This is a genomic window from Candidatus Pseudoscillospira sp. SGI.172, assembly GCF_050313575.1.
Classification (GTDB): domain Bacteria; phylum Bacillota; class Clostridia; order Oscillospirales; family Oscillospiraceae; genus Vermiculatibacterium.
This window is the reverse complement of record NZ_JBNPLQ010000039.1, coordinates 1-20,086: the sequence shown is the minus strand read 5'-3', so window position 1 is coordinate 20,086 and position 20,086 is coordinate 1. Positions and strand designations below refer to the sequence as shown.

At 57.1% G+C, this 20,086-nt stretch carries 22 protein-coding genes, 1 tRNA gene and 1 pseudogene; 12 read left to right on the top strand and 12 right to left on the bottom strand.

Going from position 1 to position 20,086, the window contains the following annotated elements; translation table 11 throughout:
- From ACQRD3_RS12215 to ACQRD3_RS12200, 4 genes are all read right to left on the bottom strand, one after another.
- The coding region (locus tag ACQRD3_RS12215) for a sensor histidine kinase (protein ID WP_427781574.1) at window positions 1–2,002 on the bottom strand (2,002 nt) is incomplete at its 3' end.
- Window positions 2,002–2,703: a response regulator transcription factor gene (locus ACQRD3_RS12210; RefSeq protein WP_427781573.1), complete on the bottom strand. Its 702-nt coding sequence runs from the start codon at window positions 2,701–2,703 to the stop codon at window positions 2,002–2,004. The genes ACQRD3_RS12215 and ACQRD3_RS12210, both read right to left, overlap by 1 nt.
- Before the next feature lie 347 nt (window positions 2,704–3,050).
- On the bottom strand, window positions 3,051–3,251 hold the full coding sequence (locus ACQRD3_RS12205) for a hypothetical protein (protein ID WP_427781572.1): 201 nt from the start codon (window positions 3,249–3,251) through the stop codon (window positions 3,051–3,053).
- 23 nt (window positions 3,252–3,274) lie between these two features.
- A complete protein-coding gene (locus ACQRD3_RS12200) occupies window positions 3,275–3,487 on the bottom strand; it encodes a zinc ribbon domain-containing protein (RefSeq protein ID WP_427781571.1) in 213 nt (70 codons plus the stop codon).
- 185 nt (window positions 3,488–3,672) lie between these two features.
- Between ACQRD3_RS12200 and ACQRD3_RS12195 the strand changes: the two genes are divergently transcribed.
- Together ACQRD3_RS12195 and ACQRD3_RS12190 are read left to right on the top strand one after the other, a co-directional pair.
- Window positions 3,673–4,173 (top strand): 4'-phosphopantetheinyl transferase family protein, encoded by a 501-nt coding sequence (locus tag ACQRD3_RS12195; RefSeq protein ID WP_427781570.1) that lies wholly within the window; start codon window positions 3,673–3,675, stop codon window positions 4,171–4,173.
- A gap of 110 nt (window positions 4,174–4,283) precedes the next feature.
- Window positions 4,284–5,234, top strand: coding sequence for an ROK family protein (locus ACQRD3_RS12190; protein WP_427781569.1), 951 nt, complete (start codon window positions 4,284–4,286; stop codon window positions 5,232–5,234).
- Between the two features lie 6 nt (window positions 5,235–5,240).
- Here ACQRD3_RS12190 and ACQRD3_RS12185 read toward each other — a convergent pair whose 3' ends face one another.
- A complete protein-coding gene (locus ACQRD3_RS12185) occupies window positions 5,241–5,513 on the bottom strand; it encodes a hypothetical protein (RefSeq protein ID WP_143476605.1) in 273 nt (90 codons plus the stop codon).
- A gap of 152 nt (window positions 5,514–5,665) precedes the next feature.
- On the opposite strand from ACQRD3_RS12185, the gene ACQRD3_RS12180 reads away from it, so the two are divergent.
- Window positions 5,666–6,382 carry a Bax inhibitor-1/YccA family protein gene (locus tag ACQRD3_RS12180; protein ID WP_080907021.1) on the top strand — a complete coding sequence of 239 codons (717 nt, stop codon included), beginning with the start codon at window positions 5,666–5,668 and terminating at the stop codon, window positions 6,380–6,382.
- Between the two features lie 73 nt (window positions 6,383–6,455).
- Here ACQRD3_RS12180 and ACQRD3_RS12175 read toward each other — a convergent pair whose 3' ends face one another.
- Entirely contained in the window at window positions 6,456–7,826 is a 1,371-nt protein-coding gene (locus tag ACQRD3_RS12175; RefSeq protein WP_080907020.1) for a sodium-dependent transporter, read from the bottom strand.
- A gap of 322 nt (window positions 7,827–8,148) precedes the next feature.
- Between ACQRD3_RS12175 and ACQRD3_RS12170 the strand changes: the two genes are divergently transcribed.
- The gene (locus ACQRD3_RS12170; protein WP_080907018.1) at window positions 8,149–9,495 is read left to right on the top strand and encodes a sodium-dependent transporter; all 1,347 of its coding nucleotides are present in this window, start codon (window positions 8,149–8,151) and stop codon (window positions 9,493–9,495) included.
- A gap of 94 nt (window positions 9,496–9,589) precedes the next feature.
- On the opposite strand, the gene ACQRD3_RS12165 is transcribed toward ACQRD3_RS12170, so the two are convergent.
- The gene (locus ACQRD3_RS12165; RefSeq protein ID WP_143476604.1) at window positions 9,590–10,330 is read right to left on the bottom strand and encodes a CPBP family glutamic-type intramembrane protease; all 741 of its coding nucleotides are present in this window, start codon (window positions 10,328–10,330) and stop codon (window positions 9,590–9,592) included.
- 130 nt (window positions 10,331–10,460) lie between these two features.
- Window positions 10,461–11,102: a GntR family transcriptional regulator gene (locus tag ACQRD3_RS12160; protein WP_427781568.1), complete on the bottom strand. Its 642-nt coding sequence runs from the start codon at window positions 11,100–11,102 to the stop codon at window positions 10,461–10,463.
- Between the two features lie 339 nt (window positions 11,103–11,441).
- Between ACQRD3_RS12160 and ACQRD3_RS12155 the strand changes: the two genes are divergently transcribed.
- Window positions 11,442–12,821 (top strand): tyrosine phenol-lyase, encoded by a 1,380-nt coding sequence (locus ACQRD3_RS12155; protein WP_080907015.1) that lies wholly within the window; start codon window positions 11,442–11,444, stop codon window positions 12,819–12,821.
- A gap of 52 nt (window positions 12,822–12,873) precedes the next feature.
- Here ACQRD3_RS12155 and ACQRD3_RS12150 read toward each other — a convergent pair whose 3' ends face one another.
- A complete protein-coding gene (locus tag ACQRD3_RS12150; protein WP_427781567.1) occupies window positions 12,874–13,644 on the bottom strand; it encodes a sulfite exporter TauE/SafE family protein in 771 nt (256 codons plus the stop codon).
- A gap of 21 nt (window positions 13,645–13,665) precedes the next feature.
- Complete coding sequence (locus tag ACQRD3_RS12145; RefSeq protein WP_080907013.1) at window positions 13,666–14,094, bottom strand: MarR family winged helix-turn-helix transcriptional regulator; 429 nt, start codon at window positions 14,092–14,094, stop codon at window positions 13,666–13,668.
- Between the two features lie 175 nt (window positions 14,095–14,269).
- On the opposite strand from ACQRD3_RS12145, the gene ACQRD3_RS12140 reads away from it, so the two are divergent.
- Both ACQRD3_RS12140 and ACQRD3_RS12135 read left to right on the top strand, forming a co-directional pair.
- Window positions 14,270–14,360, top strand: a tRNA-Ser gene (locus tag ACQRD3_RS12140).
- A gap of 900 nt (window positions 14,361–15,260) precedes the next feature.
- Window positions 15,261–15,362, top strand: a pseudogene (locus ACQRD3_RS12135) (CRISPR-associated endonuclease Cas2); the annotation flags it as partial.
- Here ACQRD3_RS12135 and ACQRD3_RS12130 read toward each other — a convergent pair.
- Window positions 15,357–15,836, bottom strand: coding sequence for a hypothetical protein (locus ACQRD3_RS12130; protein WP_427781576.1), 480 nt, complete (start codon window positions 15,834–15,836; stop codon window positions 15,357–15,359). The pseudogene ACQRD3_RS12135 and the gene ACQRD3_RS12130 overlap by 6 nt on opposite strands.
- Between ACQRD3_RS12130 and ACQRD3_RS12125 the strand changes: the two genes are divergently transcribed.
- The 3 genes from ACQRD3_RS12125 to ACQRD3_RS12115 all read left to right on the top strand — a co-directional run bounded on the left by ACQRD3_RS12125 (window position 15,835) and on the right by ACQRD3_RS12115 (window position 17,057).
- A complete protein-coding gene (locus tag ACQRD3_RS12125) occupies window positions 15,835–16,005 on the top strand; it encodes a hypothetical protein (RefSeq protein WP_427781575.1) in 171 nt (56 codons plus the stop codon). The genes ACQRD3_RS12130 and ACQRD3_RS12125 overlap by 2 nt on opposite strands.
- A 12-nt stretch (window positions 16,006–16,017) precedes the next feature.
- Entirely contained in the window at window positions 16,018–16,620 is a 603-nt protein-coding gene (locus ACQRD3_RS12120) for a hypothetical protein (protein WP_427781566.1), read from the top strand.
- A gap of 197 nt (window positions 16,621–16,817) precedes the next feature.
- Complete coding sequence (locus ACQRD3_RS12115) at window positions 16,818–17,057, top strand: heavy-metal-associated domain-containing protein (protein ID WP_080907009.1); 240 nt, start codon at window positions 16,818–16,820, stop codon at window positions 17,055–17,057.
- Window positions 17,058–17,089: 32 nt separating this feature from the next.
- Here ACQRD3_RS12115 and ACQRD3_RS12110 read toward each other — a convergent pair whose 3' ends face one another.
- Complete coding sequence (locus ACQRD3_RS12110; protein ID WP_427781565.1) at window positions 17,090–17,467, bottom strand: hypothetical protein; 378 nt, start codon at window positions 17,465–17,467, stop codon at window positions 17,090–17,092.
- Between the two features lie 499 nt (window positions 17,468–17,966).
- Here ACQRD3_RS12110 and ACQRD3_RS12105 point away from each other — a divergent pair, with 499 nt between their 5' ends.
- Together ACQRD3_RS12105 and ACQRD3_RS12100 are read left to right on the top strand one after the other, a co-directional pair.
- Window positions 17,967–18,509, top strand: coding sequence for an RNA polymerase sigma factor (locus ACQRD3_RS12105; protein WP_427781564.1), 543 nt, complete (start codon window positions 17,967–17,969; stop codon window positions 18,507–18,509).
- Window positions 18,502–19,998, top strand: coding sequence for a hypothetical protein (locus ACQRD3_RS12100; RefSeq protein ID WP_427781563.1), 1,497 nt, complete (start codon window positions 18,502–18,504; stop codon window positions 19,996–19,998). The genes ACQRD3_RS12105 and ACQRD3_RS12100 overlap by 8 nt, the downstream gene beginning before the upstream one ends.
- Window positions 19,999–20,086 lie beyond the last annotated feature (88 nt).

The following is a 20,086-nucleotide window of genomic DNA, read 5'->3' as shown; positions in this document are numbered from 1 at the left end:
TCACCACGGCCTTGAACAGGTCACCGTCCACCTCCACCCGGAATGTGCCGTCCTGAAGTTCGGTAAGGCTCCGGGCGATGGACAGCCCCAGGCCGCTGCCCTCCGTGGTGCGGCTCTCATCCCCCCGGACAAAGCGCTCCATGAGCTGCTCGGGGGCGACATTGAGCTGGGTGGCGGAGATGTTTTTCAGCAGCAGCGTCACGCGTCCGTCCCAGGCGGTCACATCCAGATAGACCCGGGTGCCCGGCATGGCGTATTTGACGCAGTTGCCCATCAGATTGTCCAGGATCCGCCAGAAGTGACGGCCGTCGGCATAGACGAAGACCTCCTCTTCCGGCAGGGTGACCACCGGCGTCAGCCCGGCGGCGGACAGCTTCTCACTGTACTCCCCCAGCGCCTGACTCACCAGCTGGGTCACCCCCAGCCGCTCCCGCTCCACATTCAGCGCGCCGGTGGACGCCTTGGAGGCCTCCACCAGGTCCTCGGTCAGCTTTTTCAGCCGCTGGCTCTTTCGATCCAGCACCCCGATGTACTCCTGCGCCTTCTCATTCGGAATGTCCTCTTTTTTGAGCAGATCCACATAGTTGATGATGGAGGTGAGGGGCGTTTTCAGGTCGTGGGAGACGTTGGTGATGAGCTCGGCCTTCATCCGCTCCGATTTCATCCGCTCCTCCACAGCGGAGTTGATGGCGCTGCCCAGATCATTGAGCTGTTCGGCATGCTCGGCCAGGTCGGGGAAGCGCTGCATCCCGGCGGTATCGATCACCGTGTCCGGCCGCCCCCCCACAATGGCCCGGGTCCCGGTCCGGATCACCTTCCACTCCTTCACCCACCGGCACAGCAGATAGAGAGCCGCGCCCTGGTAGAAGGGGATCAGAAAAACCGTCAGCCCGGTGAGGACGGTGCCTGCCAGATAGAGAAGGAACCAGAGAACGGCCCGTTTGGTGACGTCCCAGCTTCCGAAGGTGGTTTTCCACCAGCCCCCCAGATGTCCGCAGCCCCGGCCGATCCAGGCGCACAGCCGCCAGATCAGGGTGTTGCGGAAGAGGGTGCGGGTCTTGCACCGGGTGGAGGTGGTCATGAGGAGGGCGGCGTAGAGGCCGAACCCGGCGGCGAGGGCGACCCCGGCCGTGCCGTAGAGGGCTCCGGCGTAGGGCTCTCCGCCGTAATAGAAAATGGCGCTCTCCAGGCTCTGGACGGCGATGGCCCCGCAGCCGCAGAGGGCGGCGGCGGACAGGCACAGGTAGAGGTCGTAGGGGATCTTGTCCTGCCAGTTGAGGACAAAGCCGTCGGCGTGCCTGCGCCGCCCGGCGCAGCACATCAGGAACACCGAGAAAATGAGGAAGGCCACGGTGAGGATGCAGGTGAGATAGAGGTAATCCATGTCCCCCTTGGTGAAGGAGTCACGGGCGGCGGTGAATTCGTCCTGCACCGGCAGGTTCCGGTCAACACCGTACTCCACGGCGAGCTCCGTTTTCTCCTCCGCCGGACCGCTGCCGGGGGGCTCGGACGCCGTATACGCCCGGCCGATGTCGTCATAATAGGTGTAGAGCCCCGTGTCCGCATCGTAGTCTGTGCCTGAGTAAGAAGGGGACCAGTTCCACAGGGAGGTCTGCACGTCGCTCACGTTGGCCAGGCTGTCCTCCCCCATGGTGCTGTACAGGATCTTGCCGGTGGCGTTGTCCCGGACGATGTAGCGGAAGTTTGTGACCGAAGGCTCCAGGGCCTCCCGGCGGGCTTCGTATGCCTTCTGGTCGGTGTAGCTCAGGGTGCCGCCCAGGGAGAGGGCTTTTTCGTAGTGCAGCAGCTCCATGAGCCGGGAATACTTGCCGTTCATGGCCTGGGTGTATGCGGCGGAATAGGTGTAGTCTCCGATGTCGAAGAGAGTGTCCCAGTGGATCCCGCAGTAGACCCAGCCGAAGAAGGCGGCTACGCCCAGGGAAACGACGATCAAAACCGAGACGGCTTTGACCAGGGCGTTGGAGCGAATATCATGTTTCATCATATCTTCTCCATTTTATATCCCAGACCCCAGACCACCTTGATGTAGCGCGGGTTGGCGGGGTCGATCTCAATTTTTTCCCGGAGGTGCCGGATGTGGACAGCCACGGTGTTCTCCGAGCCGTAGGCCGGGTCGTTCCATACCTGTTCGTAGATCTGGGCGGTGGAAAAGACCTGGCCGGGGTGCTGGAGCAGCAGGCGCAGAATGCTGAACTCCAGCGGCGTCAGGCTCACGCTCTCTCCGTCCACAGTCACCGTCTTGGCCCCGTCGTCCAGCACGACCCCGCCGTTTCGGAGGAGCGCGGAGTCCCCCTCCCCCACGCCGCTCCGGCCGCCCAGCGTGGTGTAGCGCCGCAGCTGGCTCTTCACCCTGGCCATGACCTCCATGGGATTGAAGGGCTTGGTGACATAGTCGTCGGCCCCGATGTTCAGCCCCAGCACCTTGTCGGCATCCTCGCTCTTGGCCGTGAGAAGGATAATGGGCACGTTGCAGTGCTCCCGCAGCTTCGCAGTGGCCCGGATACCGTCCAGATTGGGCATCATCACATCCATTAGAATGAGATGGATGTCGTTTTCCTCCACCGCCTTCAGAGCCTGCGCACCATCATAGGCGGCCAGGGTGCGGTAGCCCTCGCTGGTGAGATAGATCTCCAGGGCGGAGACAATGTCCCGGTCGTCGTCACAGATGAGAATGGTATACATGCAATCACCTCATATTCCACAGTATAGATACCGATCTTTAAATGGAACGGGGGAAAAGTTTTAAGAAGTATTTAAATCCTCTGCCAGTATAACACAAAAGAGCAAAAATTTCCCGCCGCAAGAATGTCTGGGGCTCCCCGACCGATCGCGGAGGGCACGGACCCCGCACAGAAAAAGCAGCCAGCGGCCTGTGCCGCTGGCTGCGAATCGCAAATTCTTTTTTCTGCTCTTCCGGCGGGGCCGGTTTCGAACCCGCCCGCAAAAAACAGTTATGTCAGACCGAACCAGATGCCTCCGGTCCCGTCGCCGCTGTTTCCGCGCGCAATTTTAGGCGCTGTATCAGAGATTTACACCTGGAACACCGCACAGCCTTCCAACATCCCTTCCGGGAAAACTTTGCCGGAAAATGCGGGAGCCGGGTTTTCCACCAGATAGGTTTTTGCATATTCGCCGCTGTCAGCCGTAAAAATGGACTGATCCATCGTCACGGCCTTGTTTTCCTCGGTGGAGTGAACAGACGGACGCGGCTTCGCCGCAATGTACTCCATCGTGCCGCCCTTCTGTTCCTCTGTCAGTTTCCGATCAGAAAGTCCAGAATATTCCATGCGTCATCGGTCTGCTGCTTATAGAGCTCCGTATAGCCGCAGCGGGTGCAGATGATGGTGGTAAATTTTTTATTTTGAATGTCGAACACCTTGGCAAAATTGCCGCCGGTGGCCTGAAACTGGTCGTGCTCATAGGTGGTGCATCCGCACTTGGGGCAGATATACAGCTTTTGCTCCACGGGAAATTCCTCCTTTTTTCCGCAGGGGGCGTCTGTTCCGCTGTGGCGTTCCGGGCGGCGGGGCCCCACCCGGGACGCCACAGCGGAACACGCAATGTTCAGTTTATATTTTACACCCAAAACCTTGCACTGGGAAGATAAAAAATGCTAAAATATTTCTTAAGCGGAAATGGAGGGCTGTTTTAATGAATTGGCAAGTAGCGCCGGGTGATGTGCGGGCATTGCTGGCGGGGCTGGCCGAAGAGGTATGGGGGCTCGTCCCTCTGCCGGAGATCGCCGCCCTGCCCGGTGGCAAACCCTGGTTTCCCACCCGGCCCGACTGCCGGTTCAGCCTGAGTCACGCCGGGGAACTGGGGATGTGCGCGGTGTCGGAGCGAACCGTGGGGGCCGACGTAGAGCGGCTCCGGCCCCGGCGGGTGAGCCTTCCCCGATATGTTCTGGATGACCGGGAATTTGACTGGTTCTCTGCCAGGGGCCGCACCTGGACCGACTTCTATACCCTTTGGACCATGAAGGAGGCCCGAGTCAAGTGCACCGGGGAGGGACTGCGCCGCCCGGCCCGGGAGATCCCCGTGCCCCTGCTCCTCCCCGGGGAACGCTCCTTTTGGGAGGGATTCCTCTTCACAGCTCTGGCCGGACCGGACTGGCGCGGAGCCGTGTGCGAAGAATTTCTGCCCGGAGAATGAATGGTCAAAAAGTCCGCTTTTCTCTGTTCACCGGCGCGGATCCGGATTATAATCAAAGTAAGAGATCAATCGCCCCGCACGTAATGGGGGACAATCGGGAAGACAGGGTGATGGATGTGTACTATATCGGAATCGACCTGGGCGGCACCAACGTGGCCGCCGGACTGACGGACGAGACGGGCCGTCTGCTGGGCAAGTTCAGCCGCCCCACGCCCCGGGGCGCCGAAGCGGTGGCGGACGCCATTGCGCAGGCCGCCAGGGAGGCCTGCCGCGCCGCCGGGATCGCCCCGGAGGCGGCCCGGTCTGTGGGCGTGGCCTCTCCCGGCTCCATCGATCCGGCGGCGGGAGTGGTGGAGCATGCTTTCAATCTGGGGCTGGATCATGTGTCTCTGGCCCAACTGGTGGAGGAGCGCCTCTCCCTGCCCGCCCTGCTGGAAAATGACGCCAACGCCGCCGCCCTGGGGGAGTTCGCCGCCGGAGCCGGAAAGCCCTTCCGCTCCCTGGTGGCCGTGACGCTGGGCACCGGCGTGGGTTCCGGGGCCGTGCTGGACGGCAGGCTCTTCACCGGCTTCAACTACGCCGGAATGGAGGCCGGGCACATGGTCACCCACCGGGGCGGTCGGGAATGCACCTGCGGCCGCCGGGGCTGCTGGGAGACCTACGCCTCGGCCACCGGCCTCATCCGCTCCACCCGGGAGGCGATGCAGGCCCATCCTGAGAGCGGCCTGTGGCGCTTTGCCCCCACGCCGGAGGCAGTAGACGGCAAAACAGCCTTTGACGCCGCCCAGGCGGGGGACGCCGCCGCCCGGGGCGTGGTGGAGGCGTATACCGCCGACCTGGCCTGCGGAATCATCAACCTCATTCACCTCTTCCAGCCGGAGGTCCTCTGTGTGGGCGGCGGCGTGGCCAAACAGGGAGACTATCTGCTGGGCCCCGTCCGCGCGCTGGCGGACCGGGAGGAATTCACCCGGGACGCCGCCCGTCGGACCCGGATCTGCACCGCGGAGCTGGGCAACGACGCCGGCATCATCGGGGCCGCCCTTCTCCCGCTTTACCGCTGAACTCACTCAGCAGGGGGAAAAGCCATCCTCCTCCGGCGGGACGGAAGGCTTTTTCTCCGCAGGCCAGAGGGCCAGGGACGCTCCGTAGAGCACCGCGGCCGCGACCGCGATGGCCTGGATCTTGTTTTCCGTCAGCCAGGGACCGTACTTTTCCCAGAGGGGATACCCTTTCCCGGCGCACAGCTTCTCCGCGGCATAAACCGCCGCGACTGCGATGACCACACATACCGCAAGACGGGTCATCCCGTCGCTCTGAATTTGCTCCGGCTTCAATGCCACCGCCTCCCTTCCATTTATATATATATATATATAGCGTGGGACAGGTCGGAATAGAAGCGGGATCATTCTGGAAGAAAAAGGATGGCTTTTCTTGCGCAAAGCGTGGAAACCTGTTATACTGGTGCGGCAATCCAAAAAACTGAGGTGAGATTATGGGAGAAAACTTTTACGAGCAGGAGCGGCGGCAGGAGCTTGGCGTGGCTGGAGAGAGCGTGGGCCGCTATACCGCCAAGACCTTTCTTCTGATGTTCCTGGGGCTGCTGGTGACTTTTGCGGTGTCCTTCGGCAGTTACGCCACCGGGGCCATTTTCTATGTCTTTTCCATTCCGGGCATCCAGCTGATTCTTCTGGCGGCGGAGCTGGCGGTGGTGATCGGCATGACCGCGTTCCTCCACCGCATTTCGTCCGGAACGGCCACCGTGTTCTTTTTCCTCTATGCCATTCTCAACGGGCTGGTCTTTTCCGCTTATTTTCTGATTTTTGAGCTGCCCAGTCTGATTCTGGTCTTTGCGGCCACCGCTCTCTACTTCGGCGGCATGGCGGTATTCGGATACTTCACCGGCATCGACCTCTCCCGGATGCGCACGGTGCTCGTCGGAGGGCTCATTTTCCTGATCATCGCCAATCTGCTGATGCTCCTCATCCCGGGCCTGGCGGCCATGGACCGGTTGGCCTGTACCATCGGGCTTATTATTTTCCTGGGCTTCACCGCCTACGACACCCAGAAGATCAAAGCCCTCTACACCTATTACAGCCGTGACGAGATTGTCCTGCGCAAGGCGAGCATCTACTCCGCCCTGCAACTCTATCTGGACTTTGTCAATCTGTTCCTCTATGTGCTGCGGATTTTTGGTAAACGGCGGGACTGAGCCAAACTGGCGGCAACATTTTTGAGACCAAAAAGGCGCCCGGATCCTCTGTGAGGATCCGGGCGCCTTTTCTTTATCCCGGGAAAAATTTCTCCTTGTATCCCATGAAGAAGATGAACAGGATCATCACCGGCACGATCCACTTCATGTAAAAGCGCAGCGCCTTGGGAAAGCGCAGGCCCTTGCCGGCATTGGCCTCCTCCAGAAAATTGTCCCAGCCCCAGCCCCGCTTGGCCACGCAGAACAGCAGGTAGAGCAGAGAGCCCAGAGGAAGGAGGTTGTTGCTGAGGATAAAGTCCTCAAAGTCCAGGATATTGCCGCCCAGCAGCTGTACCCCGCTCCACAGGTTGAAGCCCAGCAGGCAGGGCAGAGAGAGCACAAAGATCAGCGGCAGATTCACCGCCACAGACTTGCCGCGGCTCCACCCCCACTTGTCCATGGGGAAGGAGATGATGTTCTCAAACACGGCAATGACCGTGGAGAGGGCGGCAAACGTCATGAACAGGAAGAACAGCGCCCCCCACAGCCGCCCGCCGGGCATGGCGTTGAAAATATTCGGCAGTGTGACAAAGATGAGGGAGGGCCCGGCATCGGGAGTGACTCCGAACGCGAAGGCGGACGGGAAAATGATGAGGCCCGCCACAAAGGCCACAAAGGTGTCCAGGACGGTCACATTCAGCGCCTCGCCCAGCAGGCGGCGCTCCCGGTCAATGTAGCTTCCGAAAATGGCCATGGCCCCAATGCCCAGAGAGAGGGTGAAGAAGGCCTGCCCCATGGCGGCGAAGATCACCTCGCCCCAGCCGTACTCCGCCAGCTTGCCGAAGTCCGGCTTGAGATAGAACTCCAGACCCTTCCCCGCCCCGGGGAGACTGACCGCCCGCACCGCCAGCACCACCAGCAGCGCCAGCAGACAGAGCATCATCCCCTTTGTGACCTTCTCCACGCCGTTTTGCAGACCCTTGGCACACACGCCCATGCAGATCAGCACCACCAGGATCATGAAGATCAGCATCACGCCGGGATCGCCCAGCATTCCGTTAAAGGTGTTTCCCACCCCCGCGGCATCCAGCCCCACGAAGTCGCCTTTTCCCATCTTCACAAAGTAGAGGAGCATCCAGCCGGCCACCGTGGTGTAGAACATCATGAGCATATAGTTCCCCGCCATGCCGAACCAGCTGTACCAGTGCCACCTTGTCCCCCTGGGCTCCAAAACATGGAAGGACACGGCGATACTCTTCCGGCTGGCCCGTCCCACGGCAAACTCCATGGTCATGATGGGCAGCCCCATCACCGCCAGGAAGAACAGGTAGATCAGTACAAAGGCCGCCCCGCCGTATTTTCCTACGATATACGGAAACCGCCATACGTTTCCCAGTCCGATGGCGCATCCGGCCGAGATCAGGACAAAGCCCAGCCGGGAGGCAAACGTCTCTCGCTCTTTCAACAAAACTCCCCCTTTGGAATTTCCAATTACAGCTCATCATACAGGAAAGCGTCTATTTTGTCAAAAACTTTCGTTTTCTTCCATCGCCCCTACAAAAAGCAAATCTCCTTTTTGTGGTTTCCGCTGATTTTATTTTCTCTGCTTGACTGAACAGAAAAAATAAGGTACAATTTTCATGTGATGCATGATGCGTTGTGTTTTGTTCTCTGTGTTAAAGTCCTGCGCCTTCCGAAATCCGTGAAAAAAGCGGATGCACTCCCCCTGTTCCCCGGCCTCTTCGGCCGGATCAACCATGAAGCAGAAATGAGAAGGGAGACTGAGCATGAGTACACAGCAAGAAACAAAAAAGGCAACCGACACCCATTTTGGTTCCCGTTGGGGATTTATTCTGGCGGCGGTGGGTTCCGCTGTGGGCATGGCCAACGTCTGGGGCTTCCCGGCTAAAATGGGAAGCAACGGCGGCAGTACGTTCCTGGTGGCATATTTAATTTTTATTGTTTTGTTTAGCTTTGTGGGCCTGTCCGCCGAATACGCCATTGGCCGGAGGGCCAGAACGGGCACTCTGGGCTCCTATCAGCTGGCCTGGTCCGGCCGCGGCCAGAAGGCCGGCAAAGTCGGCGGGCTGGTGGGCTGGCTGCCCCTTGCAGGCTCCATGTGTATCGCCATCGGTTACGCATGCATTATTTCCTATGTGCTGAAGGCATTTGTCAACTCCATGACCGGCTCACTGATGACCGCAAATCCGGCCGAGTGGTTTGAATCCATTGCCATGGTTGGGTATTCTGTAGTACCTTTCCATGTGGTTATTGTTGTCGGAACGCTGCTGACCCTCCTGCTGGGCGCAGACAGCATTGAAAAAAGCAACAAGATCATGATGCCCGTGTTCTTTATCATTTTTATCGTCCTGGCCATCCGGGTGGCCATGCTTCCCGGCTCCGCGGAAGGCTATAAATTTATGTTCTCCCCCCGCTGGGAGGCGTTGGCCGATCCAATGGTCTGGATCTGGGCCATGGGACAGGCGTTCTTCTCCCTCTCCATCACGGGCAGCGGCATGATTGTCTACGGAGCCTATCTGGATGACGGCGAAGACGTGGTGGGGGTGGCCAAGCAGACCGCCCTGTTTGATACCATCGCCGCGCTGGTGGCCGCGCTGGTCATCATTCCGGCCTGCTTTGCCTACAATCTGGATGTGGGAGCCGGCCCGTCCCTGCTGTTCATTACCCTGCCCAGCATTTTGCAGGACATCCCCTTGGGCCGCCTGTTCGCCATTATTCTATACACCGCCATGGTGTTTGCCGGCGTCAGCTCCCTGCAGAACATGTTTGAGGTGGTAGGCGAATCCCTGATGCACAAGTTCCCAAAAATCAACCGCAAGATCGTGCTGGCTCTGCTGTGCGTCATCTGCCTGGGCATCGGAGTAAATATGGAGCCCATCTTCAAATGGGGGCCCTGGATGGATCTTGTTTCCATTTACATCATTCCCATCGGCGCCACCCTTGGCGCGGTCTCCTGGTTCTGGGTCATGAAAAAAGAAGATCTGATGGCCGAGATCAACAAGGGCGCCAAAAAGCCCCATGGGGATCTCTGGTATAATGTCGGCCGTTTTGTCTATGTCCCCTGTGCCGCCATTCTCTGTATCGTAGCCCTCTTCATGAAGGTCGCGTTTTAACGCAGATCAGCGGGGCAGGCGGGTCGTCCCGCCCGCTCCGCTTTTCAGAAGATGAACAAGTCCCCCCGGCAGCACCCGCTGCCGGGGGGACTTGTCAATGCTCTGCCGAAACGCCGGATCCCACGTTCTCTTTGACCAGGCGGCTTTGGTAGAGAAACGCCACCACCAGATCCAGAGCGCCTGCGGCATAGTAGGCGTTTTCATCTTTCATGGGAAGCAGTCCATACAGCAGAAAGAAGGCGGAGGTAAACAGCGCAGCACAGCAGACACTGCCCGTGCGCCGATACAGTGTGCCCTGCAGGAAGCTCAGACCCAGCAGCCACACCGCAAAGGGGAGATACGCCTCGGCCCGCACCGGAAACCACGGCAGAAACAGCAGCGGCAGGAACCAGAGAGACGTGATAAGGCCGGTGGCCGCGGTGGCTTTCCAGCTCTTTCTGTCCTTTTCCAATGCAGGCTGAAGCACCCGTCTCCACCCCAGTTCCTGCGCCCCCAGAAGGAAAATGATCGGAAGCAGCCCCAGCAGCTTCTGTCCGCTCTTTTCCCCGGGACCGGCCATTCGCAGAAAGATCAGAAGCACATAATGAAGGCCCAGAAACTGCGCTGCCAGCAGCCAGTCCCGGGAGGGCTTGGGCTCTTTTTTCAGCCCTTCCCGCGCCTCTCCCGCAGTCATCCCGCCGATGATGGGCCCCGCACACCCCAGGGCCAGGAGCAAGTACCGCACCGGCCCCCGCCACCACCCGGGCGACGCCCCCTCCAGCCAGATGAGAATGACAAAACACGGATAGCTGAGAAAAAAACTCCACAAAAGGAATCGTTTCGTCGTCGGATTCACTGGATCCCCCTCCTGTCCTCACATTTTACTATGCATCACGCATCAAGTATAGCAATGATCCCATATTCTGTCAAGGACAGAAAACCGCCGCTCTCGTATAAACGAGAGCGGCGGTTCCTGCTTCTTCCTCTCAGGCTCCAAATGCGGACCCGTGCTGGGTAAACCAATCGGCCGCGCTCTGATAATGCAGCCGCATCTCCTGCTCCAGGCCCTTCTGATCTCCGTTGCGGCAGCATTCATAGATCTTCTGATGCTCCGCCATACTCTCCGAGCGCTGCGCGCCGCCCGTCTGAGTCAGACGGACCAGCATCTCAAACAGAACGGTGTACTGATGGTAGGTGTGATCCAGATGCCGGTTCCCGCCACAGGTAAAAAAGGCCTGATGGAACTGGCGGTCCAGCAGAATATAGTCCTCAATCGTGCGCACATTTTTCTGCTTTTCCACCACCCGCGCTAAAATTGCAGCCAGCTCCCCCAGACGCTCCTCCCGGGCTGCCGCCTGGATAGCGCCTTGAGTCAGGATCATGACCACTTCATTGACTTCCAAAGCAAACGACAGGTCGAACGAGATCACCCGCGCTCCGCCGTTGGTGATATTGTCCAGCAGCCCATCCAGATACAGGTGATTGATGGCGTCACGAACGGGGGTGGAGCTGACGCCAAATTTCTGCTGAAGCTCCCGATTGACCAGTTTTTCTCCAAAGCTGATCCGGTGGGTGATAATATCTTCCTTCAGCCGTTCATAAATTTGATCGCTGAGCGTCTGCTTCATCAGCGGCTCAGCCTCTTTTGAAGCGGCCGATCTGTTCTTTTTTGTGTCCATAGTTTTCACTACCCATTCCCTTTTGGTTCTATTTTTATTATTTTATCACAGTTTTTTTTGCTTAGCAAGAAAAGCCGTTTTTCGACATCACCTCTTTTTTTCCTCCTTCTAAAATGCATAGTTTTTATACCCCTGATTTGTGTAGACTATCCAAAAAAGTGGAAAAGTCAAAAAACTTTTTAAAACACCTTGCAAAGTGCGGCCGCCCTTGTTATAATGCAGATACTGCATGACGCATCACGCATTACGCATCCAAGAATCTTGAAAATTGAAATGGAGGAAACGAACATGTTAGACAAGAGATATCCCGCTGAGCCCTTCCGTATCAAGTCCGTTGAGACCGTTAAGATGAACACCCGCGCCGAGCGGGAGGAAATTGCCAAGAAGGCCGGCTACAACACCTTCCTGATCAATTCTGAGGATGTCTATATCGACCTGCTCACCGACTCCGGCACCAACGCCATGAGCGACAAGCAGTGGGGCGGCCTGATGCAGGGCGACGAAGCCTATGCCGGCAGCCGCAACTGGTTCCATCTGGAGTCCACCGTGCAGGAGCTCTTCGGCTTCAAGCACGTCATCCCCACCCATCAGGGCCGCGGCGCCGAGAACATCCTCGGCCACATCGCCATCAAACCCGGCCAGTATGTGCCCGGCAACATGTACTTCACCACCACCCGCTTCCATCAGGAGGCCAACGGCGGTATTTTCCGGGACATCATCATCGACGAGGCCCACGACGCCACCATCAACCTCCCCTTCAAGGGCAATGTGGATCTGAAGAAGGTCCAGGCCCTGATCGACGAGGTGGGCGCCGAGAATATCGCCTATCTGTGTGTGGCCGTCACCGTCAACCTGGCCGGCGGTCAGCCCGTGTCCATGCAGAACCTGCGCGACGTGTCCGCCCTCTGCAAAAAGCACGGCATCAAGATGTTCATGGACGCCACCCGCTGCGTGGAGAACGCCTACTTCATCCAGGAGCGCGAGCCTGAGTTCAAGGACACCCCGATCAAGGACATCGTCCACGAGATGTTCAGCTACGCCGACGGCTGCACCATGTCCGGCAAGAAGGACTGCCTGACCAACATCGGCGGCTTCCTGTGCATGAACGACGACGACCTGTACATGAGCGCCCGCGAGTGGGTCGTGGTGTACGAAGGCATGCCCTCCTACGGCGGCATGGCCGGCCGTGACATGGAGGCCATGGCCATCGGCCTGCGGGAGTCCATGCAGGAAGAGTACATCGAGCACCGCATCAAGCAGGTCCGCTATTTGGGCGACCGCCTGCTGGAAGCCGGAGTGCCCATCGTGGAGCCCGTGGGCGGCCACGCCGTGTTCCTCGACGCCCGCCGCTTCTGCCCCCATCTGACCCAGGACCAGCTCCCCGCTCAGGCTCTGGCCGCTCAGCTTTACATCGACTCCGGTGTGCGTTCCATGGAGCGCGGCATCGTCTCCGCCGGCCGTGACAAGGTCACCGGCGAGGACCATCATCCGAAGCTGGAGACCGTCCGCCTGACCATTCCCCGCCGTGTGTATACTTACGCTCACATGGACCTGGTGGCAGACTCCGTGATCGATCTGTACAAAAACAAGGAAGAGATCAAGGGCCTCAAGTGGGTCTACGAGCCCAAGATGCTCCGCTTCTTCACCGGTCGGTTCGAGCATATCTGATATCCAGCAAAAAAGGATGGCACAGCGCAGCTGTGCCATCCTTTTTATCCGTTCAGGTCAGGTAATTCACTGCCAGGATCGCCGCTCCCAGCACCGTCAGCACCACACCGGTGGCCCGGTTCAGCACCACGGGGTCGGCCCGGTTGGCAAACCGTGCGGCGATCCGCGCCCACAGAAGTGTGCTGAGGATACAGAACACAAGGCTGGTCCAGTCCGGGGCCCCGCCGATGGCGAAGTGGCTCAGTGAGCCGGTGAGGGCGGTAAAGGTCATGATAAATACGCTGGTACCCACCGCGGTTTTCAGCTCATAGCCCAACACACTGGTCAGGATGAGAAGCATCATCATCCCGCCGCCAGCCCCCACAAACCCACAGATAAAGCCCACCAGAGCACCGCAGAGAACCGACTGGACAGCTCGTTTTTTGGCGTCCACACAACTCATGGACTCTTTCGTGGTCATCACCGGCTTGACAATAAATTTAATACCCAGCAGCAGAGTCATAAAGGTGGAAAATCCGCCCATGGCCGTCCCGGGAAGCAGGCTGGAGGCATAGCTCCCCACCAGGGTGAAGCAGAGCACGGAAGCCATCATTACAAGGCCGTTTCGAATATCCAGATTCTTGTTTTTTCCATATGTATATGCAGAGACGGCGCTGGCCAGCACGTCACTGGCCAGCGCGATCCCGACGGCCATATACGGCTCCATATGAAGGAACGTGATCAGCATCGGACTGATCACCGCTGCGGCGCTCATCCCTGCAAAACCGGTCCCCAGTCCGGCCCCGATCCCCGCAAGAAAGCAGATGATAAATTGATACAGCATGGTTCGATCTCCCCCTTTTTCTCACTGGGCCAGCGCGCGCTGCACATTGGCATCCATTCGGCTCATCAGCTCCCGCAGCACGGTCAGATCCTCCGGCGTAAAATCGGCCAGGGCCGCGGCAAAGCACCGCTCCTGGCAGGCGGCCAGATCTTCGATCTCGCGGCAGTGTTCTTTCCGCAGGACCAACCGCTTGACCCGCCGGCTTTCAGGATCCGGCAGCACCTCCAGCCATCCGCCATGCTCCAGCGCCTCCACCGCGGTAGAGACGTTGGATTTGGCAAAGCCCCTCAGCGCCACGATATCCCGGGCCGTGTTCTGCTCGGGGTTGTTACGCAGAAAAAGAACAATATCCATCTCCAGCTGGGACAGTCCCGTGGCCTCGCCCTGGGGACGAAATTCCTTTTGATAAAGCCGCCGAAAGCGACTGGCATATTGCAGAAGTTCCCGCATTGGTGCTCTCTCCCCTTTTTAATTAGTTTTAAATATAACTGTTTTTATTATAACTTTTGTTTTTCAGATTGTCAAGAAAAAAGGGAAAACGCATTTTTTAGTCTTGACTATTTTTAAATATCTGTTATAATAATTTCTGCTGCCGCGATATTGAAACGGCAGGAAAAATGAATATGCAGCAGTATCGAAGTGGTCATAACGAGCACGATTGGAAATCGTGTAGCCGCTAAAACGGCTCGAGAGTTCGAATCTCTCCTGCTGCGCCACGTCGGAGCAAACGTCATATCGTTTGCTCCGACTTTTTTTAAAAGTCGGAGCGCACTTCTTTTGTTGCTCCTCCTTTTTTAAACCACAACCACTTCGCTAGGTTGTGATTTGGTGGGGAAACGGTTTTAGAAAACAGCCTATTTACAGCATTTGGGCAAAAACCGACAATTTTCTTGACGAAAATTGTCGGTTTTTTATTTGTATGGTATACTGAACAATAAAATTTTACATAAGAGGGGGCCATTGTATGATAAAATCATGTTTGATTATACTTGGATTTATTCCGCTTGGGATGGGTTTTATCATGAATTGGCTTATGATGACCTTTTCTGAAACAGTTCTTCCTTATCTCTTCATTTCGGCTGCTTTCCTTGTATTCTGGACTTGGATCAGTTATATATGTTGCGGTCTCAAAGGAACCAAAAAGGCTTCTGTCTGTCTTCTGAATCTACCACTATTTTTGGCACTTGCATTTAATTTATATCAAGAAATCGTGTTAGGGTATTATTTTAACAGCCTTTTAGGTATCTGTACTCAATTCTTTTATCTGCCGATTTTAAACATATCATATACAATTACTTCTTGGTCAGGTCATTTATGGACGGCATATATAGCCGGCTTTTTACTCATTTGCTTGGCATCCTTCACTGGTTGCATTCTAAAAAAGCATCGAACAAGATCATCTTAATGTGTAATGTTTGTCCAAATCGCCCTAACACCCCTCTCGCATCTACAACCGCCAATCCACCAAAATAAAATAATCCGAACTTATTTTCGATGTGGGAATGAGTTCGGATTATTTTGTTGCAAGGGATTTCTCAAACACGCCTCATGCCCGGAACGATGAAATCTGTGATTTCCCAATGCTGGTGGGATCGTCACGCTATCATTCCCACAGTATGAAGGATGCCGCCGGAAGAAAGCGATTGCGGCAAACTGCAAAGCAGGGCGGAAACCATGAGCAAAGAGTGCAAAACAGCGTGTTTGAATGCATGTTAGACAATGGACATGCCTTTTATCACATGGAGTGGAATGCGCTCCTCATCCGCAGAGCGCCGCATCTGTCTTCCCTTTGCGCGTATAATGAGTTGAGAAAGATACATGGATACTCCATCAGGTTTCGCATACATTGCAGGTGCAATTATTTCGGCTTGCTCCTGCATGTTCTCCGGCCGTTCAAAAGGTCGGAGAATCTTTGGTTGAGGAGACTTGCCCATGGATCGCAGAAAAAGCTGCTTGAGCGGGTGCGGCTGCATCAGTCTTGTCCTTAGCACCGTTTTCGCGGCCGCTGTCGGAATTCTGTTTTTCTTGCAAATGATTCCCAATGTGGTTACCGCAGTTTGGATCTCCTTTGGATTGGGCCTGATGAGCTTGAGCATCCTGATCGCCGGGCTTTTTGGCGGCCCGTCGTACCCTTGCGGAATGATGTCGAGGTGCTTGTGTGCGCAGGGAAAGTGTCTGCTGGCGGGAAGCATGGGCACCATTGTCTGCGCATTGGCAGCCCTTTCCACCGTGCTGAGCTCCCGCCTGATCCTCACAGTAATTTTGGTTGCTGTGGATGCCTTTTTCACCGGATTGATGCTCTTTGCGCTGTTTTCTATTCTAATGTGCCTTCTGTACGCCTTGTGCGGCGAACCGAAGTAAGGAGGATTGTCCATGGAGAATATTTTGATCGGCTGCCCGTGCAGCCTGCCTGCTCCCTGCGATACCAGCACCAACAGTCCGCACCAGGTAGCTTTTGCGCCCCAGGCGGCAAAGGCGTCTAACTGTCAATATTTCGCCGCGTCTTCTGGTCCGGTTTGCAGTCCGGAAACGGTTATTCTTTTGCTGAAAAACCCCCCGGCTTCCAAAATGATCTTCTATGTGACCATTGAGTCTGTTTCAAATTATGGGGCTGAAGCAGTCGCCGCATACCTGGCGGGAAATGTAGATCTAAGCTGCGCGGAATGCCGCAATGTGCCCGTCTGCCAAACAAATTTGGGCTGCACCACTCCGTCTGCGGCCGAGGTTTGCCACACCGGACGCATACACGAATCCGCACTCTGTTCCGCGGAATTTCTGACACAGGACATCGTCGCCCCGCTGAACACCCTGCGCATTGATCACCAGGGCGGATTTGTGGTTACTCCCGGAAAATCTCTTGCCGTGGTGGCGGCCAGTCTGTGTCCATCCAAGCGCGGCAAAGGGGAGATGGCAGGCTGCATCAACGTTGGCATTGACCTGAGATGGTGGGAGACTCCCTGCAATTCTCACCCGTGACCATATCCTTTTCGGCGGCTTTGCGGTTTTGATGTTCCACATCAAAAAGCCTTGGAGTCAGAGGGTTCCAAGGCTTTTCCCTTTTCCCGCCCGCCTGTGCAGTTGTGTTTTATGGCTTAGTCAAAAAGATGCCGGCATCTGCCCGGACCACTCATAAGAGCCCTCTGTTTGGGTACACTAAAGCCGAGGTGATCCGATTGTCAAAAGCAAGTTTTTATTGCACCGTGAACCCCATCCGCGGCAAACACGACAAAGACCGCATCAAACGAGAGCTGGACACCATCCCCGGTGTTATTTCGGTAAGCGTCAACAACAGCAGCGGGAAGGTTGCCGTGGACTTCGACACGACCGGTGCGCAGAGCGGCCGGATCCTGAAGCAGCTGGAAAGGCTGGGTTATGAAGTCGCCGATTCCAGATTGGAAAACCACATCATGTAGGAGGGGCCTCCATGCCTGAAAAGAAAATTCGCTCAGACGAAATAAAGAGAGCCCTCGGTCAGGAACCGCTCAAAAATCAAAACCCCAACCGGCACCACAACAGCAGGAAAGAGGCCCTTGGGCCCAACGGCAAGCGATAAGGAGGCACAGCTATGCCAAAGGACAGTCAGCCGGATCCCAAAAATGTGCGGGAGAAAAAAGCCGACGGCAAGACCCCACTCACCAGAGAAAATCAAAATCAGAACAGAAACAAGAAAAAACACTCCGTTCAGAATAATGATGTATAATTTTGAGCCGCCGGTAGAAATACAGGCGGCTCTTTCAATATGTGCGCTTTTCAGCTTCTGTGGAGCTTTTGGCGCAAAATGCTCCCGCAGGATCCGATGCCCGTGGGAATGATAAAACCTCAAGGCGGCCAAACAGCATCCCGATCATCTCCACGAGAAGCATCTCCCCGTCGGTCAAGGGTCCGGTAATGCCGATGGAAAGCCCCGCCGTCCCCAGAGCGGAGGCAAATTCAAGCATTGACTCCTTCAAGCCGCACCCCGCAGTAAGCGTGATGAGCAGGGGCCCCGCAGCAAACAGGCAGAGGCGGCAGGCGACATAACCGGTGGTGCCGCATCCCGGCGGGCCGTCAATGGAGGCCTTTCCCCGGGCCTTTGCAAAATGCGGGCCGGCTATGCCGTGCGACGCGGAAAGGCGCTTGCGGATCGCAGGGCCAGCCGCAGCATGAGGCAGCCCCGCATCAGCTTCATGCCATCCGCTCCCTATGACAATGGTATGCTGTCTCTCTAAACAGGCCCATTGCCACACGCTCCTTACCACACGACCGGGGAGACTGTTTTGTTTCATGGGTTTTTGGAAAAAAGCGTGTATGATAGTATAGAGCCATAAAAAGGGGGCGCTCATATGGAGGAACAGGAGATCATTCGCCTAATTCGAGAAAAAAACGAACAGGGTGCGGCCTTGCTCTTGCGGCACTACGCGCCTTTGATGCGGTATATCATTGCCCCTATCCTGGCCAACGAACAAGATCGGGAGGAGTGCCTTTCCGAGGCCTTCATGCGGGTTTGGGAAAAGATCGATACATACGACCCCCAGCGGGGCGGATGGAGCGCATGGCTCACGGCTGTGACCAGAAATGCCGCCCGGAACAGAGCACGGCAGAAACGCAGCGGCAGCGATACGGAGGAACTCACCCACACGCTGGCGTCGAGAGAACCATCACCGGAGGAAGCCGTTCTGCAGCAGGAACGCAGTGCCGCGCTGCAAAAAGCCATCGGGCGGCTTTCCCCACAGGGCAGAATGCTCTTTTATCGAAAGTACTATTATCAGCAGTCAACCGCACAGATTGCCTGTGAGACCGGAATGACGCAGCGGGCAGTGGAGGGAAAGCTGTACCGGCTGAAGAAGAACCTTCGTGAGACGTTGGGAGGTGAGGTACATGAATGAACATGATTTTGATGATCTGCTGAAAGGCGCGGTACCCGATCTTCCCCCCGACGACATTGTCCGCGAGGTGACCCCCTGGCGCAGGGCCATGGACCGCATCCTCCCCGGCATGGCGCTGTGCGCCATCACGCTGAACTTTTTCCTGCTCAACTACCTTCTCCCCACCATCGGCGTCATTTTGCTGCTGCTGGGTTTTCGGACGCTTCGGGGAGAAAACGGCTGGTTCCGGGCGGGATGGATCCTCGCTCTGGCGCAGGTCGCCTGCTGTCTCCTCACCCTCATTTTAAACGCCGCCGTAGAACGGAACGCCGTTTTCGCTTCCCCCCTTGGACAGGTATTGCCCCTTGGAAATGGGGTACTGCATTTTCTGCTGATCCTCTGCCTGTGGAGGGGGATCACCGCAGTACAGCGGAAAGCCGGGATCCCCGTCCACACCGGCAGCGCGGCCGCGCTGCTCGTCTGGTATGCGGCCCTTCTCCTGCTGGCTTTCGTACAGTACGACGGCCTTCTGCTCGGGATCGTGATGATCGTGTGCTATATCCTGATTATCCGCAGCCTTTGCCGCCTTTCCAAGGAAACGGAGGAAAGCGGATACGCGGTCAAGGCGGCGGAGGTGCGCCTCTCGGACCGGAAGCTGGTGGGCGCAATCATTTCCGTTCTTGTCCTCGGGATCGTCTGCGGGTATCTCTTTTTTGGCAGCTACCGAATGAGTTGGCAGGCGGAAACGTCCGAGGAGAGTGCGGAACTCTCTGAAATCAAGGAAGAGCTCCTGGCACTCGGCTACCCCGGGGCCGCGCTGAACGACCTCTCCGGCGAGGACCTCCTTGCCTGTAACGGTGCGCTCCGGGTCGTCGCGCAGGAATGCGACCAACCGGTCAACAGCGGGCGTGAGGTGTGGACCGTACAGGGCAATATAACTCATATCACCACGGTCTACGACGTCAAAGAGCTGCATCTGACCGACGTTGCCGTGGAGCTGCCCGGAGAAACGCCCCAGTGGAAGGTCTTTCACCATTTTCTCTGGACTCTGGATCCCGGCTTTTGCGGCACGGAGGCGCTCCAGCTCTGGCCGGCCTACCGGGACAGCGAGGGATGGACATCCGCCGGGGATCTGACGGGGCGCGTCCTCTATGACGAAAACGGCACGGTCTACACAGCCCCCTTCCACTCCCTTGCCGCGGAAGGCTACACCGCCGACAGCATCTTCTGGGGGGAGCGGTATGTCCGGGATGTCTTCGCCACCTTCTCCATGCCCGAAAACGGGGAGCGGCAGCGGGGCTATGTCTCCTATGGCATAGAGGAGCTTCAGGCTGGGTGGATCGTAGACTCGTGGGTAAATTACGTGCATCAAAGACACCGCCTCCAATACCCCGTTCTCACCGCCGAAGAAAGCCGAAAAACATCCGGATGGAACGATACGGGACCGTTTATCACCGTACAGAATGCCCTGCAGTTCTTTATCACGGAAACGGGCATTGATTTGAACTGAAAGTTTTTCGGCAGGGCCGGGTCCCAGCCGGTCCGCTTTCTTCGGGGAGCAGAAATCCCTCCGCTTGATGCAAAAGGCCGCCTGCATT

Bases quoted from the DNA above. Each gene is read 5' to 3' on its own strand.
- ACQRD3_RS12210 (WP_427781573.1), bottom strand. From the start codon at position 2,703: ATGTATACCATTCTCATCTGTGACGACGACCGGGACATTGTCTCCGCC.
- ACQRD3_RS12205 (WP_427781572.1), bottom strand. From the start codon at position 3,251: ATGGAGTACATTGCGGCGAAGCCGCGTCCGTCTGTTCACTCCACCGAG.
- ACQRD3_RS12195 (WP_427781570.1), top strand. From the start codon at position 3,673: ATGAATTGGCAAGTAGCGCCGGGTGATGTGCGGGCATTGCTGGCGGGG.
- ACQRD3_RS12190 (WP_427781569.1), top strand. From the start codon at position 4,284: ATGGATGTGTACTATATCGGAATCGACCTGGGCGGCACCAACGTGGCC.
- ACQRD3_RS12180 (WP_080907021.1), top strand. From the start codon at position 5,666: ATGGGAGAAAACTTTTACGAGCAGGAGCGGCGGCAGGAGCTTGGCGTG.
- ACQRD3_RS12170 (WP_080907018.1), top strand. From the start codon at position 8,149: ATGAGTACACAGCAAGAAACAAAAAAGGCAACCGACACCCATTTTGGT.
- ACQRD3_RS12160 (WP_427781568.1), bottom strand. From the start codon at position 11,102: ATGAAGCAGACGCTCAGCGATCAAATTTATGAACGGCTGAAGGAAGAT.
- ACQRD3_RS12155 (WP_080907015.1), top strand. From the start codon at position 11,442: ATGTTAGACAAGAGATATCCCGCTGAGCCCTTCCGTATCAAGTCCGTT.
- ACQRD3_RS12150 (WP_427781567.1), bottom strand. From the start codon at position 13,644: ATGCTGTATCAATTTATCATCTGCTTTCTTGCGGGGATCGGGGCCGGA.
- ACQRD3_RS12145 (WP_080907013.1), bottom strand. From the start codon at position 14,094: ATGCGGGAACTTCTGCAATATGCCAGTCGCTTTCGGCGGCTTTATCAA.
- ACQRD3_RS12125 (WP_427781575.1), top strand. From the start codon at position 15,835: ATGGGCACCATTGTCTGCGCATTGGCAGCCCTTTCCACCGTGCTGAGC.
- ACQRD3_RS12130 (WP_427781576.1), bottom strand. From the start codon at position 15,836: ATGCTTCCCGCCAGCAGACACTTTCCCTGCGCACACAAGCACCTCGAC.
- ACQRD3_RS12120 (WP_427781566.1), top strand. From the start codon at position 16,018: ATGGAGAATATTTTGATCGGCTGCCCGTGCAGCCTGCCTGCTCCCTGC.
- ACQRD3_RS12105 (WP_427781564.1), top strand. From the start codon at position 17,967: ATGGAGGAACAGGAGATCATTCGCCTAATTCGAGAAAAAAACGAACAG.
- ACQRD3_RS12100 (WP_427781563.1), top strand. From the start codon at position 18,502: ATGAATGAACATGATTTTGATGATCTGCTGAAAGGCGCGGTACCCGAT.